Source organism: Clostridium sp. NSJ-145 (genome assembly GCF_021044725.1).
Taxonomy (GTDB): Bacteria; Bacillota; Clostridia; order Clostridiales; family Clostridiaceae; genus Clostridium; species Clostridium disporicum_B.
Genome location: NZ_JAJNOS010000002.1, coordinates 134,027 through 150,797 on the forward strand (window position 1 = coordinate 134,027; position 16,771 = coordinate 150,797).

A 16,771-nucleotide genomic window follows, 5' to 3' on the forward strand; every position below is an offset into this window, starting at 1 on the left:
ATGAAAACTTTAGATAAAAAATTTAGAGGATTATTTATAGCTGTTGCTCTTATAATATTAGTAGCAGGTATATTAATCTCATTAAAATTAGGAAGTATAAATATTACATTTGGTGAGCTTATAAAAGGATTATTCACAGGGCAAACAGATGGTAATATAGGAATAATAAAAGATTTAAGAATGCCTAGAGTTATAATAGCTGTTCTTGTTGGAGCTAACTTAGCTATTTCAGGTGTACTATTACAGTCAGTAATAAGAAACCCATTAGCAGATCCATATATAACAGGTATATCTACAGGTGCATGCTTAGTAACTGTATTTTTAATGGTATTCATGCCTGGAGTTACTAATTCAAGACCTATATTTGGTTTTTTAGGAGGATTAGTATCATGTGGTTTAGTTTATTTTATGGCATATAAAAAAGGACTTTCTCCTATAAGAATAGTTTTAGCAGGAGCAGCTTGCAATGCATTATTAGGTGCTTTCTCATCTATGATTACAGTAAGTGCAGGATTAGGTTCAAGCAATATTCAAAAATGGATGATGGGAAGTCTTGCTACTGTAAATTGGAGTAATGTATATGTATTAGCTATATATTCAGTAATAGGAATTGCTGCAGCATTTATGTTAAGTAAAATATGTAATGTATTAGCTTTAGGAAGCAAGAATGCTAAGAGTTTAGGATTTAATGCAGATGTATATATGATTGTAGTTACTGCAGTAGCTGTATTTTTAGCAGGTATATCAACTGCTATAGCTGGGGTAATATCTTTCGTAGGATTAGTAGTTCCACATATATGCAGAATGATAATAGGTTCTGACCATAAATATCTTATTCCTTGCAGTGGGATTATCGGTGCATTATTAGTATTATTTGCGGATACAGTTGGAAGAATGGCCATGAGACCTAATGAAATACCAGTTGGTGTAGTAACATGTATTTTTGGAGCACCATTCTTCTTATATCTTTTAAGAAGGAGTGACTTAAAGTAATGATAAAAGTAAAAAATCTAGAGTTCTCTTATGAAAAAGATAAAAAACTTATAGAAAACTTAAATGTTGAAATTGAAAAAGGTAAGATAACTACTATATTAGGACCTAATGGAAGCGGTAAATCTACATTATTAAGTATTTTTACAGGACTTAATAAACCTACATCTGGAGATGTTATAATAAATGGAAAGTCTATAAAAAAACTTAAATATAAAAATATCGCAAGGGAAATTGCAACAGTACATCAGCAAAATACAGTACCAGGAGATATTACTGTAAAAGAATTAGTATCTTATGGGAGAATACCTCATAAAAAGTATTTCCAAGGAAATAATGAAAGTGATGAAGATATAGTAGAATGGGCACTTGAAAAAACTGGGCTTACTAATTTAAAAGATAAGACAGTTATGAGTATGTCAGGTGGAGAGAGACAAAGAGCCTTCATAGCTATGGCTTTAGCTCAAAAGAGTAAAATATTATTTTTAGATGAACCAACTACATATTTAGATATTTATCATCAGATAGAAATATTAGAACTTGTAGAAGAGTTAAATAGAGAAGAAGAATTAACAGTAGTTATGGTTCTTCATGATATTAATCAGGCTCTTAAGTATAGTCATAATATTATAATAATGAAAAATGGTAAGATAATAAATGAAGGTAATGCTAAGAAGGTTATAACTATGGATATGCTAAATAAGGTATATAATATAGGTGGATTTATAAATGAGACTAATGATGAAACTTTCTTTGTGCCATTAAAGCTAGAAGCCTAATAATTAAATATAAATATAATAAAAAACGGTTAATTCTAAATTAGCCGTTTTTTTAATCTTAAGAATTTCTTTAGAAATGTATTAGCTTCTTCTTAACTTTTAAAAGATATCATTGAAGTATAGTAAAGAAAGGGGGATGGAGAAAAGATGGATGGGAACAGTATTATGAATAATATAACTCAATATGGAACTATAGTTATATTTTTGATAATATTCTTAGAAAATTTAAATATGCCAGGGTTTCCAGCAGGTGTAATAATGCCGATGGTAGGTCTTTGGGCATCTAAGCATAATGAAAATATTATTTTTATAGTGATACTATCAGTAATAGCATCATTATTAGCAAGCTGGATATTATATTTTATAGGTTTTTATGGAGGAAATTATATACTAGATAAGTATACAAAGAGGTTTCCAAAGCAAAGTGAATATATAGATGAAAAACTAGAATACTTAAGAAGAAAAGGGAATGTTGGAGTGATGATAAGCAGAATGATTCCAATGGCAAGAACTATAATACCTGTACCAGCAGGGGTACTGAAACTTAATTTTCTTAAATATACTGCATATTCTGCTATAGGAATTTTAATATGGGATTCAACTCTTATATGTTCTGGATATATATTAGGGGATGGGGTTATAAAGATATTATCTTAAATAGAAATATCATTAAATAATCATTCTATATAAAAGGTAGTTTAGAACAAGAGAAAATAAGAAAATGAATTATGGAAAATAATACTTTCTATGTTAGTATATAATAAAAGAATTTAGTGAGTAAGAATAGGAAAAATAGTTACTTATATTCATAAACGTAGTTTGTTTTTGCTAAAGTTAAGATTTCATGACTTACTTATAGAAAGAGGTATTAAGATGGATTTATATAGTGTTTTAGTAGTTGAAGATGAAAATGATATAGCAGTAGCGATAGAGGCTTATTTAACAAATCAAGGATATAAAGTTTTTATAGCTAATAACGGAATAGAGGGATTAGAAGTTCTAGAGAAAGAAACTATACATCTCGCTATAGTAGATGTAATGATGCCAAGGATGGATGGGATAACTTTTGTTATGAAGCTTAGAGAGAAATATGATTTTCCTGTAATAATGTTATCAGCGAAATCAGAAGAGGTAGATAAGATAATGGGATTAAATATAGGTGCTGATGATTATGTAACAAAGCCATTTAGACCATTAGAACTTTTAGCTAGAGTTAATTCACAACTTAGAAGATATTCTAAATTTCTAAATATGGTAAGCAATAAAGAGATAAATGAAAATATATATTCAGTCGGAGGTCTTGAATTAAATATTGAGACTAAAGAGGTAACAGTAGATGAAAAAGCTGTGAAACTCACTCCAATTGAATTTAAAATATTAGCTTTGCTTATGAAAAATCCAGGAAGAGTATTTTCAGCAGAGGAAATATATGAAAGAGTTTGGAATGAGCAGGCTATAAATACTGATACAATAATGGTTCATGTAAGAAAAATAAGAGAAAAGATTGAAGTTAATCCGAAAAATCCAAAATATTTGAAGGTGGTGTGGGGAGTTGGATACAAAATTGAAAAACAATAATACTAGCAAAGGGATAATTGCTACTATAGTAGCTATATTAATTATATCAATGGCGGCAATAGCGATGTGCAAATCATACCCTATAATAGATAGGAATGCACAAAATATAAGAGATAATTATTTTGATGATTATAGATTTGCAGACATTATAGCAGAAACAAGCTATGTAAATTATTTTAATTCATTATCAGAAAAAGCAGGTGGGAATCTTAATCCAGCAGAGAGTTTGTTGGATTTTGGTAACAATATATACAGTAATGATGAAGAGTATTATGAAGATTCGTATGCTAATGGATTTAATTCAAGGTTTAGCAGTTGGAGTAGGAATATAAATGAAAGCTATAGAAATTTACTATATTATTCATACGATAAAGAAAATGATATAAAGAAAACTAATATAGGTGAAGGCATAACTATCAAAGAGAAGAATATGGATATATCTTCATTAGATAAGGAGCAATTTCAGTTTTTTGTACTTTTGAATTTTGATGAAAATGGAGTTCTGACTGTATCAGATATTAAAGGTGCAGATAAGCAAAATTTTGAATATATCTTAAAAGAAAATTTAAGTGACTTAGATGGATATTATGATATTACAATGAAGCCTATTAAAAATATGTCTTTTGTGTATGCAGTGCCTAAGTCATTAATTTATGATGATTCGATATCTTGGGGAATAAAAGATTCAAATATGATAGGATATGAAATGGCTGGTACTACAGCAGTAATGATAATTTCGGCAGTTATATTGCTAGCTGCATTAATATTCCCAATTAAAAAGGCTAAAAAAATGGCCCTATTCAATGGATTATCAAAAATACCGTTTGAAATATGGATAGTAATATGTACATTTGCAGCAATGCTTATGGCTGTATCTCCTAGATATATTGTAAAACCAACTTTAGAAGGAAATTTAGAGTATTTATTTGGATTCTTTGTAAATGGAATTACATTATCTAATAATACAATATGGTTCCTTAACTTTGTAAATTGGTTTATATGTTTTGGCGTTGTATTTTTTGCTATATTAGTTATAAAGTATATTTTTAATATTGGAATAAAGGAATACTTTAAGAGAAGAACTATAGTTGGTAGAGTTATTACATTAATCGTTAGATATATCAGAAAAACTTTAGATGCTGTAACTAGTATAGATTTAAGTGATAATAATAGTAAACTTATAATTAAAGTTGTTTTAATAAATGCTGCAATATTAATAGGTATAACATCAATATGGTTATTTGGAATACCTGTAGTGATACTTTACTCGGTAACATTGTTCTTTGTAATAAGAAAATATGTTGATAAAATAAGTGAGAAGTATAAGATACTAAAGAAAGCTACAAATAAAATTGCTGAAGGAAAACTGGATGTAACTATTGAAGAGGATTTAGGATTATTTGAGCCTTTTAAAGAAGATTTAGAAAAGATTCAATCAGGATTTAAAAAGGCTGTAGATGAAGAGGTTAAGAGTCAGAAGATGAAGACTGACCTTATATCTAATGTATCTCATGATTTAAAAACTCCTTTAACAGCTATAATAACTTATACCGATCTTTTAAAGGATGAAAATCTAGAAGAAGAAAAACGTAGACAATATTTAGATACCTTAGATAAAAAAGCTCAAAGACTTCAAGCTCTTATAGAAGATTTATTTGAAATGAGTAAGGCAAGCAGTGGAAATATAACTTTAAATATAGAAAATGTTGATGTAGTATCACTGATGAAGCAGACTATACTTGAATTAGATGATAAGCTTCTTGAAGCAGGATTAACAGTCAGAAATAACTTTCCAGAAGGAAAAGTAATCTTACCTCTTGATAGTCAGCGTACATTTAGAGTATTTGAAAATTTAGTAATAAATATGACTAAGTATGCTATGAGAGGAACAAGAGTATATATTGATATATTTGAAAATGATACTTATGTAGAAATTGTTCTTAAAAATATGGCAGCGGAGGAAATTAACTTTAATGTAGAAACTATAGCAGAAAGATTTGTTCGTGGAGATGAATCTAGAAATACTGAAGGATCAGGATTAGGTCTTGCTATAGCAAAGAGCTTTGTAGAGCTTCAAGGTGGAAGCTTTAACATAAGTGTAGACGGCGACTTATTTAAGGTTAGTATAAAATTTAATAAGATATCTTAATAATAAAAATGCGTGTATCATAAAATTATAGATACGCGCATTTTTTATTAATACAATATAGAAATACATTCAAGTTTTTTATGAATATTACTTAAAATGAAATGATATCGTTATTATAGGTAAATATGACTTTAAATCGAATTAATTAGCAAATTTGCAAGTTTGAAAAATAATACTTGCAATTATATAATTTAAAATAGTGTATATTTTTAGGAGGGATAGAATTGGAATTGCTTGTAACTATTTTAGAAGAAAATGAAAATATTGAGGATATAATGTTAGAGTTCAATAAACTTGGAATTAAAGGCTCTACGATAATTGATTCTCAAGGAATGGCAAATATTTTAAGTGAATGTGAAGAGTTTAGTCTATTTAGTTCATTAAAGTTGTTAATGAATGATGGACGAGCTCAAAAGAAAACAATTTTAACTGTTTTGAAGAGTAATATGGTAGATAGTGCAATATCAGCAATTAAGAAATTTGTAGATATTGATTCGCCAGGAAGTGGAATAATATTTACAGTTCCTGTAGGAAGAGTTGAGGGTATACCTTTATAATTGCAGTAATTGAGTGAGAGGATTATGTAATAATAAAGGAGGAAAACAGAATGAGTTGGTTTTATTACCTAGCAATAATATTAATTTTTGGATTACTAATGGGAAAGGTAGTTTCTTATTTAAAATTACCTAGAGTTACAGGATACTTAATAGCTGGGGTATTAATAGGACCTTTTGTTTTAAAGCTAGTACCACATGAGGCTATAGAAAGTTTAACTATAATTTCTGAAGCTGCATTAGGGTTTATAGCTTATAACATTGGTAGTTCATTAAATTATAATAAATTGAAAAATATAGGTAAAGGCGTAATAATAATTGCTTTATTTGAAGCGTTAATGGCAACTTTTGTAGTAACGCTTGCAATGAAGTTTATATTTGGACAAACATGGGAATTTAGTTTAGCAATTGGAGCAATAGCATCAGCTACTGCACCGGCAGCAACTATTATGGTTTTAAAGCAATACAAGGCAAAGGGGCCATTAGTAGATACATTAATTCCTGTAGTTGCTATAGATGACGCTATTGCAGTTATAGCATTTGGTATTTCAATAGCTATTGCACAAATTATTTCTAAAGGATCAGATGGTGTTTCAATAATGGCATTTTTAAATCCATTTATAGAAATATTCTTCTCTATAGTATTAGGATGTGCAGTTGGATTTGCATTAACTTATTTTAATAAACTTTCTAAGCAAAAAGAAAATGCTATGAATCTTGTAATTGCAGCTATATTTTTAGTTATAGGATTAGCAGATTTATTAGATCTTTCAAATTTATTAGCATGTATGGCACTAGGTGCTACTGTAAGTAATTTAGTGTTAAGTAAATCAAAGTTATTATCATCAATTGATAATATTACGTCGCCAATATTTATAATGTTCTTTACCATATCAGGATTAGAGCTTGACTTATCAGTATTACTTACTGTTGGGTTAATTGGTATAGGATATGTTGTATTTAGAGTAATAGGTAAAGTTTTAGGTGCTTATATAGGAGCACAACTTGCTAATAGTCAACCTGTAGTTAAGAAGTATTTAGGATTAACGCTTGTACCTCAAGCAGGGGTTGCAATAGGACTTACAATGATAGTCCAAGAAGCATTGCCAAGTTGTGGAGCATCAATAAGAGCTATAATACTAGCAGGTACGGTTATATATGAGCTTATAGGACCATTGTGCACAAAGATAGCAATCTTCAAAGCAGGAGAAGCTACTGTTGATGCACATCACAAAATAGAGATAAGTCATTAAAAGGTGCGAAAGCACCTTTTTTTAGTTAAGAATACTCTTTCTTTTTAGAGAAATAACGATATAATATATCGTATAGATTATAAGAAATTTAGAAGTGATAAGGTGTGTTAATATGAACGATTTAAGAAAAGCTATTTGTGATATGGTATCTGAAAATATCGTTAAAGTAGTAATAAGTAACAAGATGAAAAGTGATGTTCAATATAATAAAATAGTATTTTTATTAAAAGAGAAGAAAGGAAAAGAGTATTATCAGATTGAAAAATATACTGATAAGCAAGTTTTCCATGAGAATATTGATAAAGGTGATTTAGAAGAGAGCCTTTTAGAAGCAATCGAATCTAAATATAAACAAGTTAATGCGTGGAGTGAAACTATAACTTTTGATATGAAGATTTCTAAAAAAGGAAAAGTATTCTTAGGCAAGAAGAACAGTGATAATAAAAAAGTTGCTAATAAATCTCACAATAAAGAAAAGAACTATATACTTAAAGAAGGGATGATAATTGAGCCTCTTATAGACTTAGGTGTATTTACTAAAGAGGGGAAAGTTGTAAATTCAAAATATGATAAGTATAAGCAAATAAATAGATTTATAGAAATTATTGATGATGAAATAAAGAAAAATAATCAAAAAGAGCTTACTATATTAGATTTTGGTTGTGGAAAATCGTATTTAACTTTTGTGTTATATTATTACTTTGTAGAAATTAAAAAGATTAATGTTAAGATGATAGGGTTAGATCTTAAAGAAGATGTAATAAAAAAATGTAATGATATTGCTAAAAGATATAATTATGAAAATCTTCATTTTGAAATTGGTGATATAAATGGATTTAAATATAATAATAAAGTTGATATGGTAATAACTCTACATGCTTGTGATACGGCTACAGATTATGCTTTATATAATGCAGTAAAGTGGAATGCAAAGATGATATTCTCTGTTCCTTGCTGTCAGCATGAGTTTAATGCTCAAATGAAAACAGAGGAATTATCTATTTTAACTAGATATGGAATAGTTCAAGAAAGAATAGCTGCACTTATGACAGATTCAGTTAGAGCCAATATTTTAGAAGCTTTAGGTTATAAAACTCAATTATTAGAGTTTATAGATATTGCTCATTCTCCAAAGAATATTTTAATAAGAGCTTCTAAGGGTAATATATCTATGGAGAAGAGAGAGAAAGTATTAGTTGAAGTTGAGAATCTTATGAAACAATTTAATTTGAGTCCAACTTTATATAATTTATTAAAAAATGATAATCTTATATAAAGTTAAAAAGTTTTGAGGGGTTACGTAAAGTAACTCCTTTAAAATTTATTAGGTTATGGTTAACATAATAATAAGATGTTAAAATAAAGTTAGTTATACACAAATACAAAAAGTGGAGGGAATATGGGGAGAATAAAAGATTATATTATTAAGAGAAGACTATTAATAATTATACTGTTAGTAATCATAGTAGCTGGAGTTGGTATAATTAATGTTGGAGTAGCTAAAGCTGAAGAAAGAAAAAGAATTTCTATAATTGAAGATTTGATATCTGAAGGTAGTTATGATGATGCAATTGAAAAAATAGATGAACTTACTGAAAAGTATAGTTATAAATTAGATAAGAAGATTACAGATTATCGAAGTATATTAGAAACATATAGATACATTGATTCATGTAAAGATAGCATAGAAATAAAAGAAATTATAGAATTATTAAAAGAAGATTATAGTGAATTGCTAAAGGATAATATATTTATAAAATTAAATGAAAGTTTATTACAAAAACAGAATGATATAGATAATCATATAAAAGAAATGGAAAATATCAATATTTTTAAAGTGCAAATCGAGGAAGCTATAGATAGGGATATTGAAGAGGCTAAAACATTAATAGAGATTTTTAAAAGAGATTATCCAGATGAAGATATTTTGGCATTAGAAAATAAATTAAAAGAAAAAATTGGTAATATTGAAAATGAAAAAGAACTTTTAAAGGAAGATGAAACTGTAATAGAAGAAGTAGAGTATGAAAAAGATATAAATAATTCTACTGGTATTCAAGAAAATAAATTAGGTATAGCTAATACAGTAGCAGCGCAAAATTCAAGTCAAATCATTACTGTAGTAAGTAATGGAGGGTCATATGGAGAACTAGTTATGTGGCAAAAGGATGGAAATGGCAATTGGGTTGAAGTAGAGAGAGTGGCTGCAAGATTAGGTCAAAATGGAATGAAGTATGCAAGTGAAGTATATGAAATGGACAAATGTACACCGACAGGTATTTATACTGTTACAGAGGCTTTTGGAATCAATAGTAATCCAGGAAGTGGAGTGCCTTATAGAGAGTTAGATGGTTCTGAATATTGGGTTGATGATGTAGATTCAGAATATTATAATACAATGCAATTTGGTGATCCAAATGGAAGATGGAACTCTGCAGAAAAGCTAGTAGATTTTCCGGGGTACTACAATTATTCTCTTGTAATAGATTATAATAGATGGCCGGTAATACCAGGAAAAAGTTCAGCTATATTCCTTCATTGTGATATGGGAATTTACACATATGGATGTGTAGCTATACCACAAAATAATTTAGTAAATTTGTTAACATGGTTAGATCCGAATAGTAACCCAGTAATGATATTAGATTTTACTTATGAGGATATATATAATAATTATTAAGAATCACTATAAATAACTTAAAAATATTTATAGGATTGCTTAAAAGGTTTAACACTTAAAAATCGATAAAGCTATATATAATAAAATGATATTAAAAATGAGTTATAGTGAATATATTAATTAAAAAATATTTAATATTATAATAAAATAACATAAATAATGATTAAAAAAATGTAAAAATAGTATTGACATTGATTTAATGGTAATATATTCTATATTTAGAAATTGATTTTAATAAATTCGTTGAAGAGAAAAAGTAAGTATAGATTTGTTCTACAGAGAGTTGGCATTTTGCTGCAAGCCAATGTTCAAAATATAGCTGAAAAATCATCTCTGAGAAGTAAAGGTGAAAAGTTATTGAGTAATCTTTACCGGAGGCTCACCGTTAAAAGAGAGGCGTATTATAATGTACGTTTACTAAGTGCTATAATAGGTTTATTTTTTATAAGCTAATTTTATAGAATTAGGGTGGTAACGCGGTTAACCCCGTCCCTTTGTATTAAGGGACGGGTTTTTTATATTTAAGTGAAACTCTAAATATATACCTATATTGGCAAATGTAATCTAGATAACTGAAAAAGGGGGCGGTCGAATGGAGACAGACATTGATATTATAAAAATAGGTAATAGATATAAAGAATAATAGATTAGATTATTGGGGGACTTATCATGAAGAATTTATCAAGAAAAGATTTAGTATTAGTAAGCTTAATGCTTTTTTCATTATTTTTTGGAGCAGGCAATTTAATATTTCCACCTTTTTTAGGACAAGCAGCAGGTAGCGCTACTTGGGTGGCAATGATAGGATTCTTTATAACGGCAGTAGGATTTCCTATTTTAGGAGTTGTGGCAGTTGCAAAATCTGGAGGATTATATTCATTAGCTAAAAGGGTTCATCCTGTATTTGCTGCAGTATTTACAGTTTTAATATATTTATCAATAGGGCCGGGACTTGGAATACCTAGAGCTGGAAGTTTACCTTTTGAAATGGCAGTTGCGCCATATTTGCCAGAAAGTATATCAACAACATTAGCACTATTTTTATTTACTTTAGTATTTTTCTCAGTTGCTTATTGGCTTTCTTTATCACCAGCTAAGCTTGTAGACCGTATGGGGAAGGTTTTAACTCCTACATTATTAGTATTAATTTCACTAATATTTATAGCTAGTATTTTTAGACCTATTGGAGCATATGGAGAAGCAACAGGAGAGTATGTGACATCTCCGTTTGTAAAAGGGTTCCTAGAAGGATATTTAACAATGGATACTATAGCAGCATTAAACTTTGGAATAGTAATATCATTAGCTATAAAGTCTAGAGGAGTATCTGATGAGAAGTTAGTTGTGTCAAATTCTATAAAAGCCGGAGTGATTGCTGGAAGTTTGTTAATAGCTATATATGCAGTTTTAGGTCACTTAGGAGCAACTAGCGGAGGTAGATTTGGAACAACTGCAAATGGTGCACAAACATTAACTAATGTAATAACATATATATTTGGAAAACCGGGAGCTGTGTTGTTAGCAGTAATATTTACACTTGCTTGTTTAACAACTTGTGTAGGATTAATAACTTCTTGTAGCCAATACTTTGCAACTTTAACGTCTAAGGTTAGTTATAAAGGCTTTGTTAGAATATTAGCATTATTAAGTATGGGAATTGCAAATATGGGATTAACACAAATACTTTCTATATCAGTACCGGTATTAAATGCAATTTATCCAATAGCTATTATGCTGATAGTTTTAGGAATGATGAACAGAGTGTTTACAGGAAATGCAATGGCGTATAGATTAACAATTATATTTACTGGTGTTGTTAGTGTAGTAGATGCATTAGGTCAAGTTGGAGTTGGAGTGGAGGCGCTTACAAAGTTATTTGAAAGATTACCACTTTACTCTCAAGGATTAGGATGGATAGTTCCAGCGGCAGTTGGAATGATATTAGGAGTATTAATGAAGGTAGTTAAAGAGAATGTAAAAACTGAAAAATTAGAAGTTAATTAAGATTAATTTAATGATTGTATAGACAATGTTTATTATGTATCTGTCTATACAATTATTTTTATTACTAAAAGTATTTGGTATATTTGTTTCATCAAAACAACGTTTACAATATGGAGGGGACGAAATGAACTTTTATCAAAAATTTGAAGGTAAAATAATGGAATTTGGGACAAAGCTTAATAATCTAAAGGTATTAAGGGTTTTACGTGATTCATTTATGATATCATTTCCATTAATAATATTTGGATCAATAATGTTAGTTATAGCTAACTTACCATTTTTAGATAAAATATTAAGTCCAGAAACATTAAACTCTTTAAAAACTTTCTTAGGACCAGCATCAATGACAACTATGTCAATAACAACAATCTTTGTTACTTTAGGTATTGGATATTACTTTAGTAAAGAAGAAGGGGTAGATCCTATATTCGGAGCAGCAATTTCTTTAGTATCTTTCTTACTTTTAACTCCTACTGCTGATGGTGGAGACTTAGGAAGTGTATTACAAATAGATAGATTAGGTGCTAAGGGAATGTTTATAGGTATGATAGCAGCATTTTTATCTGCATATATGTATACATTCTTTGTAAAGAAAAATTGGACAATAAAAATGCCAGATACAGTACCACCGGCGGTATCTAAGTCTTTTGCAGCTTTAATACCAGCAGTTTTTACATTATCAACTTTTTTAGTAATAAATATAATATTTACATTTACTCCATGGGGAAATCCACATGATTTTATATATGAAATAATACAAACACCTTTAACTAAATTAGGTAGTGGAATTGCAGCAACAGTAGTAGCAATATTTGCAGTTCAAATTCTATGGTTCTTTGGATTACATGGACAAATTATAGTAAATTCAGTAATGGATCCTATATGGAATACTTTATCACTTGAAAATTTAAATGCTTTCCAAGCTGGAGCAGAAATGCCAAATATAATAACAAAGCAATTTATAGAAACTTTTACAGTTGGGCTTGGTGGAACTGGGATGACTCTTATAGTAATATTAGCTATATTAATATTTATGAAGAGTAGACAATTAAAAGAAATAGCACGACTAGCAGCACCAGCAGGATTATTTAATGTAAATGAACCAGTTACATTTGGATTACCAATAGTTTTAAATCCAATAATAGCTATTCCTTGGATAATAGCACCAGTTGTAGCAACTTTAGTAGCATATTTTGCAATGGCATCAGGATTAGTACCAGCAACAACAGGAGTTGCAGTTCCTTGGACAACACCAGTATTAATAAGTGGATTCCTAGCTACAAATTCTATTGCAGGTTCAATACTTCAATTAGTACAGATGGCAATAGTATTAGTTATATGGTTCCCATTCTTAATGGCATTAGATAAGAGAAATTGTGACTTAGAGAAAGAAGAAAAAAGTGCATAGTATAACTACAAGTTAAACGAAACGTGAACTAATATGATATTATAAATGATAAAATTAATAGCTATAGAAATCAATCGAGGAGTTAAAGTTTTAAAGCCTATGTTTCTTACACTATTAATTTTATCATTTTTTATATGGTATAATTTACTTACTTAATTTGTTCAATAACTATATGAAGTGAAAAAACTATCTTTTAGCATAATAAACTATAGAATTATTAAAATGCTTATTTATAGAGTATTCATAAACTCGTCCGTTAGTAAGATATCCTATATTTTCAACTTGAATGGCTAGATTTGAATCTTGCTTATTAGAAAGCTCCATCTCTTCGTTAGTAAGGATTACTGCAGAGATATTTTTTATGCCATGAGAAATTTCATAATCATTATCATATTCAATATATGAAAGAAGACTTGCTTCACAATTTTGTTTTGTAAGATTAGGAAAAAGTGATATAGGCATATATATATATTCAATATGATCTATTTTTGTATTAATACATCTTAATCGAGTTATATACCAAACCTTTGACCCTTTATCTATTTGTAATTTTTCACAAATATTATCGTCAGCAACTATTTGTTTTAAATTTAGAACCTTAGTATGTATATCTTTAGCAGAATAAAGATCATATTGAGAGCTTAAATTTAAAGAATATGTGCAAGGTAATTCATTTACAAAAGTTGGGCCACCATGAGATTTCCTAGCATAACCTCTTTCTATTAACACATCCATTACTTTTCTTATAGTATGTCTATTACATTCATATTTTTGAGCAAGATTACTTTCAGAAGGAAATTTTGAATTTACTTCTAATTCACCACAAACTATGCTTTCTATTAAATCTTTTAATATATCTTTACTTTTCAAAATTTAACTTCTCCTTTAGCTTAGTATATTTTAATAATATTACAGTAAGAAAATATTTTCAATAAATCAGTGAGAGGTTATTTATATTTCATTTTGTATAGACAAATGCTGAAAATCTTTATGATAAATATTAGAATTAGGATAATAAAATAGATTTGGAGGTACGATTATGGCTAAATATAAATTTCCAGAAAATTTTACTTGGGGAGCAGCAACTTCAGGCCCACAAACTGAAGGATGGACAGATAAAAAGAACTTTAGTATATATGATTATTGGTTCCAAATTGAACCAGAAAAATTTCATAATGGTGTAGGTCCAGAGATAAATTGTGATACTTATAGAAAATATAAAGAAGATGTTGAGCTTATGAAAGAAATCGGTTTAACTAGCTTTAGAACATCAATACAATGGACAAGACTTATAAAAGATTTTGATACATGTGAAGTAGATCCAGTTGCAGTAGAGTTTTACAATAATTATATTAATGAAATAATAGAAGCAGGAATAGAACCGTATATAAATCTTTTCCATTTTGATATGCCTATAGAATTACAAAATAGAGGTGGATGGGAAAATAAAGAGGTTATAGATTTATATGTTAAGTATGCGACTAAATGTTTTGAGCTATTTGGGGATAGAGTTAAGAAATGGTGTACTTTTAATGAACCAATAGTTCCAGCTGAAGGTGGATATCTTTATAAATTTATGTATCCTAATATAGTAGATTTCAAGAGAGCTATTCAAGTTGGATATAACACTATAGTAGCTCATTCAAAAGCAGTTGAAGCTTTTAGAAAGTTAAATACAGGTGGAGAAATAACAATAGTTTTAAATCTTACTCCATCATATCCAAGATCTCAAGATGAAAAAGATTTAGAGGCATCAAGAATTGCAGATGGAATATTTAATAGATCGTTCTTAGATCCAGTAGTTCATGGTACATTCCCAAGTGATTTAGTAGAATTACTTAAAGAAAATAATTTAATGCCTGAATATACTGAGGAAGAATTAGAAGTAATTAAGAATAATCCAATAGATTTCTTAGGAGTTAACTATTATCAACCAAGAAGAGTAAAGGCTAAGGAAACAGAAGTAGACGTTAATGCACCTATAATGCCAGAAACTTTCTTTGATTATTATGATATGCCAGGAAAAAGAATGAATCCATATAGAGGATGGGAAATAGCACCACAAGTAATGTATGATGTAGCTGTTAACATAAAAGATAATTATAATAATATTCCATGGTATATTTCAGAAAATGGTATGGGAGTTGAAGGTGAAGAAAGATTTAGAGATGAGAATGGTGTAATAAATGATGATTACAGAATAGATTTCGTAAAAGAACACTTAACATATCTTCATAAAGGAATACAAGAAGGGTCAAACTGCTTCGGATACCATTTATGGACATTTATAGATTGTTGGTCATGGGCAAATTCATTTAAGAATAGATATGGATTTGTAGCTTTAGACTTAGAATCAGGAAAAAGAACTGTAAAGAAATCAGGAAGATGGATAAAAGAAGTATCTGAAACTAACGAAATTGAATATTAAAATAGAAAAGAAGTGAAGGTCTATAATTTTAAGCCCTTCACTTCTTTTTTAGAATTCAATTTTATCTTTAATTATACATATTCCTTGAGTCATAGTCCCCATAGGACAATACACACACCAGGAGTTAGGCTTATAAATAAGCATAGTAACTATTCCAAGAATTGTTGAAGTTATCATTATACTATAAAATCCAAATGCAAATTGAGCAATCCATGGAGTTACATGAGAATAATCGGCAAAATTCCAAGGTAACTTAAAGGCCCATAGAAGTGTTATAACTTCTTTTAGTGTGTTGGTACCATTAAACACTAAGTAAGTGTTAAATATCATATTAATAAACATGGATAAAAAGAAGATTAAGAATCCGTATCTAAAGTATTTATGCTTCAAAAACTTAGGCATAGGTTTATTTCTAGAAAGTTTATATTTATTTCCTAGCATGTTTAAAAGCTGACCTCTACCACAGTAGCTATTGCAATATGTTTTTCCACCACCGAATATTGATATTAACAATGGAATAGAGAAGCATAATAAACCAAGCCAAGCAAATAAAATATTAAAAAGTCCTAAAAATAAATACACGGTAGATAAAATCCACATATATTCAGACCAATGTTTTTTCTTATTTTTCTTCATAATGTATAAAACCTCCTATTTAACTTCTATAGTAGATGCAGGACAAGCTTTTGCACATTTACTACATCCTACACATTTATCAAAATCTACTTTAGAGTAAATTCCTTTATATATTGTAATCGCATTAAAAGGACAAGCTTTTTCACAAATTCCACAAGCAACACAGTATGTTTTATCTACATAAGCTTTTTTTCTAATAAATTTTTTTTCCACAATTAAATCTCCCTTCATAAAAATAAAATTTCACAAAATTTAATATAAGTATACGGTTATAATATATATATTGTATGTGATTTAATCACTAAGAGTATA

15 protein-coding genes and 1 other annotated feature are annotated in these 16,771 nt (G+C 28.8%); of the genes, 12 read left to right on the forward strand and 3 right to left on the reverse strand.

Going from position 1 to position 16,771, the window contains the following annotated elements; translation table 11 throughout:
• From LQE93_RS03235 to celB, 11 genes are all read left to right on the forward strand, one after another.
• The gene (locus tag LQE93_RS03235; protein ID WP_231071972.1) at nt 1–993 is read left to right on the forward strand and encodes a FecCD family ABC transporter permease; all 993 of its coding nucleotides are present in this window, start codon (nt 1–3) and stop codon (nt 991–993) included.
• Complete coding sequence (locus tag LQE93_RS03240) at nt 993–1,769, forward strand: ABC transporter ATP-binding protein (RefSeq protein WP_186837822.1); 777 nt, start codon at nt 993–995, stop codon at nt 1,767–1,769. The genes LQE93_RS03235 and LQE93_RS03240 overlap by 1 nt, the downstream gene beginning before the upstream one ends.
• A gap of 147 nt (nt 1,770–1,916) precedes the next feature.
• A complete protein-coding gene (locus LQE93_RS03245) occupies nt 1,917–2,426 on the forward strand; it encodes a DedA family protein (protein WP_231071974.1) in 510 nt (169 codons plus the stop codon).
• 216 nt (nt 2,427–2,642) lie between these two features.
• Entirely contained in the window at nt 2,643–3,347 is a 705-nt protein-coding gene (locus LQE93_RS03250) for a response regulator transcription factor (RefSeq protein ID WP_186837821.1), read from the forward strand.
• Complete coding sequence (locus LQE93_RS03255; protein WP_231071975.1) at nt 3,322–5,496, forward strand: sensor histidine kinase; 2,175 nt, start codon at nt 3,322–3,324, stop codon at nt 5,494–5,496. The genes LQE93_RS03250 and LQE93_RS03255 overlap by 26 nt, the downstream gene beginning before the upstream one ends.
• A 224-nt stretch (nt 5,497–5,720) precedes the next feature.
• Nucleotides 5,721–6,053 carry a P-II family nitrogen regulator gene (locus tag LQE93_RS03260; protein ID WP_055264176.1) on the forward strand — a complete coding sequence of 111 codons (333 nt, stop codon included), beginning with the start codon at nt 5,721–5,723 and terminating at the stop codon, nt 6,051–6,053.
• 50 nt (nt 6,054–6,103) lie between these two features.
• Complete coding sequence (locus LQE93_RS03265) at nt 6,104–7,303, forward strand: cation:proton antiporter (protein ID WP_055264178.1); 1,200 nt, start codon at nt 6,104–6,106, stop codon at nt 7,301–7,303.
• A gap of 112 nt (nt 7,304–7,415) precedes the next feature.
• Entirely contained in the window at nt 7,416–8,579 is a 1,164-nt protein-coding gene (locus LQE93_RS03270; protein WP_231071976.1) for a class I SAM-dependent methyltransferase, read from the forward strand.
• A 123-nt stretch (nt 8,580–8,702) separates the two neighbouring features.
• The gene (locus LQE93_RS03275) at nt 8,703–9,983 is read left to right on the forward strand and encodes a L,D-transpeptidase family protein (protein WP_231071978.1); all 1,281 of its coding nucleotides are present in this window, start codon (nt 8,703–8,705) and stop codon (nt 9,981–9,983) included.
• Between the two features lie 234 nt (nt 9,984–10,217).
• Nucleotides 10,218–10,480, forward strand: a binding site (T-box leader).
• A 172-nt stretch (nt 10,481–10,652) separates the two neighbouring features.
• Nucleotides 10,653–11,987 (forward strand): branched-chain amino acid transport system II carrier protein, encoded by a 1,335-nt coding sequence (gene brnQ / locus LQE93_RS03280; protein WP_231071980.1) that lies wholly within the window; start codon nt 10,653–10,655, stop codon nt 11,985–11,987.
• A 124-nt stretch (nt 11,988–12,111) separates the two neighbouring features.
• Entirely contained in the window at nt 12,112–13,395 is a 1,284-nt protein-coding gene (gene celB, locus LQE93_RS03285) for a PTS cellobiose transporter subunit IIC (protein WP_055264187.1), read from the forward strand.
• 186 nt (nt 13,396–13,581) lie between these two features.
• Here the strand turns inward: celB and LQE93_RS03290 are convergent, their stop codons facing one another.
• Complete coding sequence (locus LQE93_RS03290; RefSeq protein ID WP_055264189.1) at nt 13,582–14,265, reverse strand: GntR family transcriptional regulator; 684 nt, start codon at nt 14,263–14,265, stop codon at nt 13,582–13,584.
• 166 nt (nt 14,266–14,431) lie between these two features.
• Here LQE93_RS03290 and LQE93_RS03295 point away from each other — a divergent pair, with 166 nt between their 5' ends.
• Nucleotides 14,432–15,823: a glycoside hydrolase family 1 protein gene (locus tag LQE93_RS03295; RefSeq protein WP_148315739.1), complete on the forward strand. Its 1,392-nt coding sequence runs from the start codon at nt 14,432–14,434 to the stop codon at nt 15,821–15,823.
• Between the two features lie 48 nt (nt 15,824–15,871).
• Here the strand turns inward: LQE93_RS03295 and LQE93_RS03300 are convergent, their stop codons facing one another.
• Nucleotides 15,872–16,459, reverse strand: coding sequence for a 4Fe-4S binding protein (locus tag LQE93_RS03300; protein ID WP_055264193.1), 588 nt, complete (start codon nt 16,457–16,459; stop codon nt 15,872–15,874).
• Nucleotides 16,460–16,474: 15 nt separating this feature from the next.
• Nucleotides 16,475–16,672 carry a 4Fe-4S binding protein gene (locus LQE93_RS03305; RefSeq protein WP_055264195.1) on the reverse strand — a complete coding sequence of 66 codons (198 nt, stop codon included), beginning with the start codon at nt 16,670–16,672 and terminating at the stop codon, nt 16,475–16,477.
• Nucleotides 16,673–16,771 lie beyond the last annotated feature (99 nt).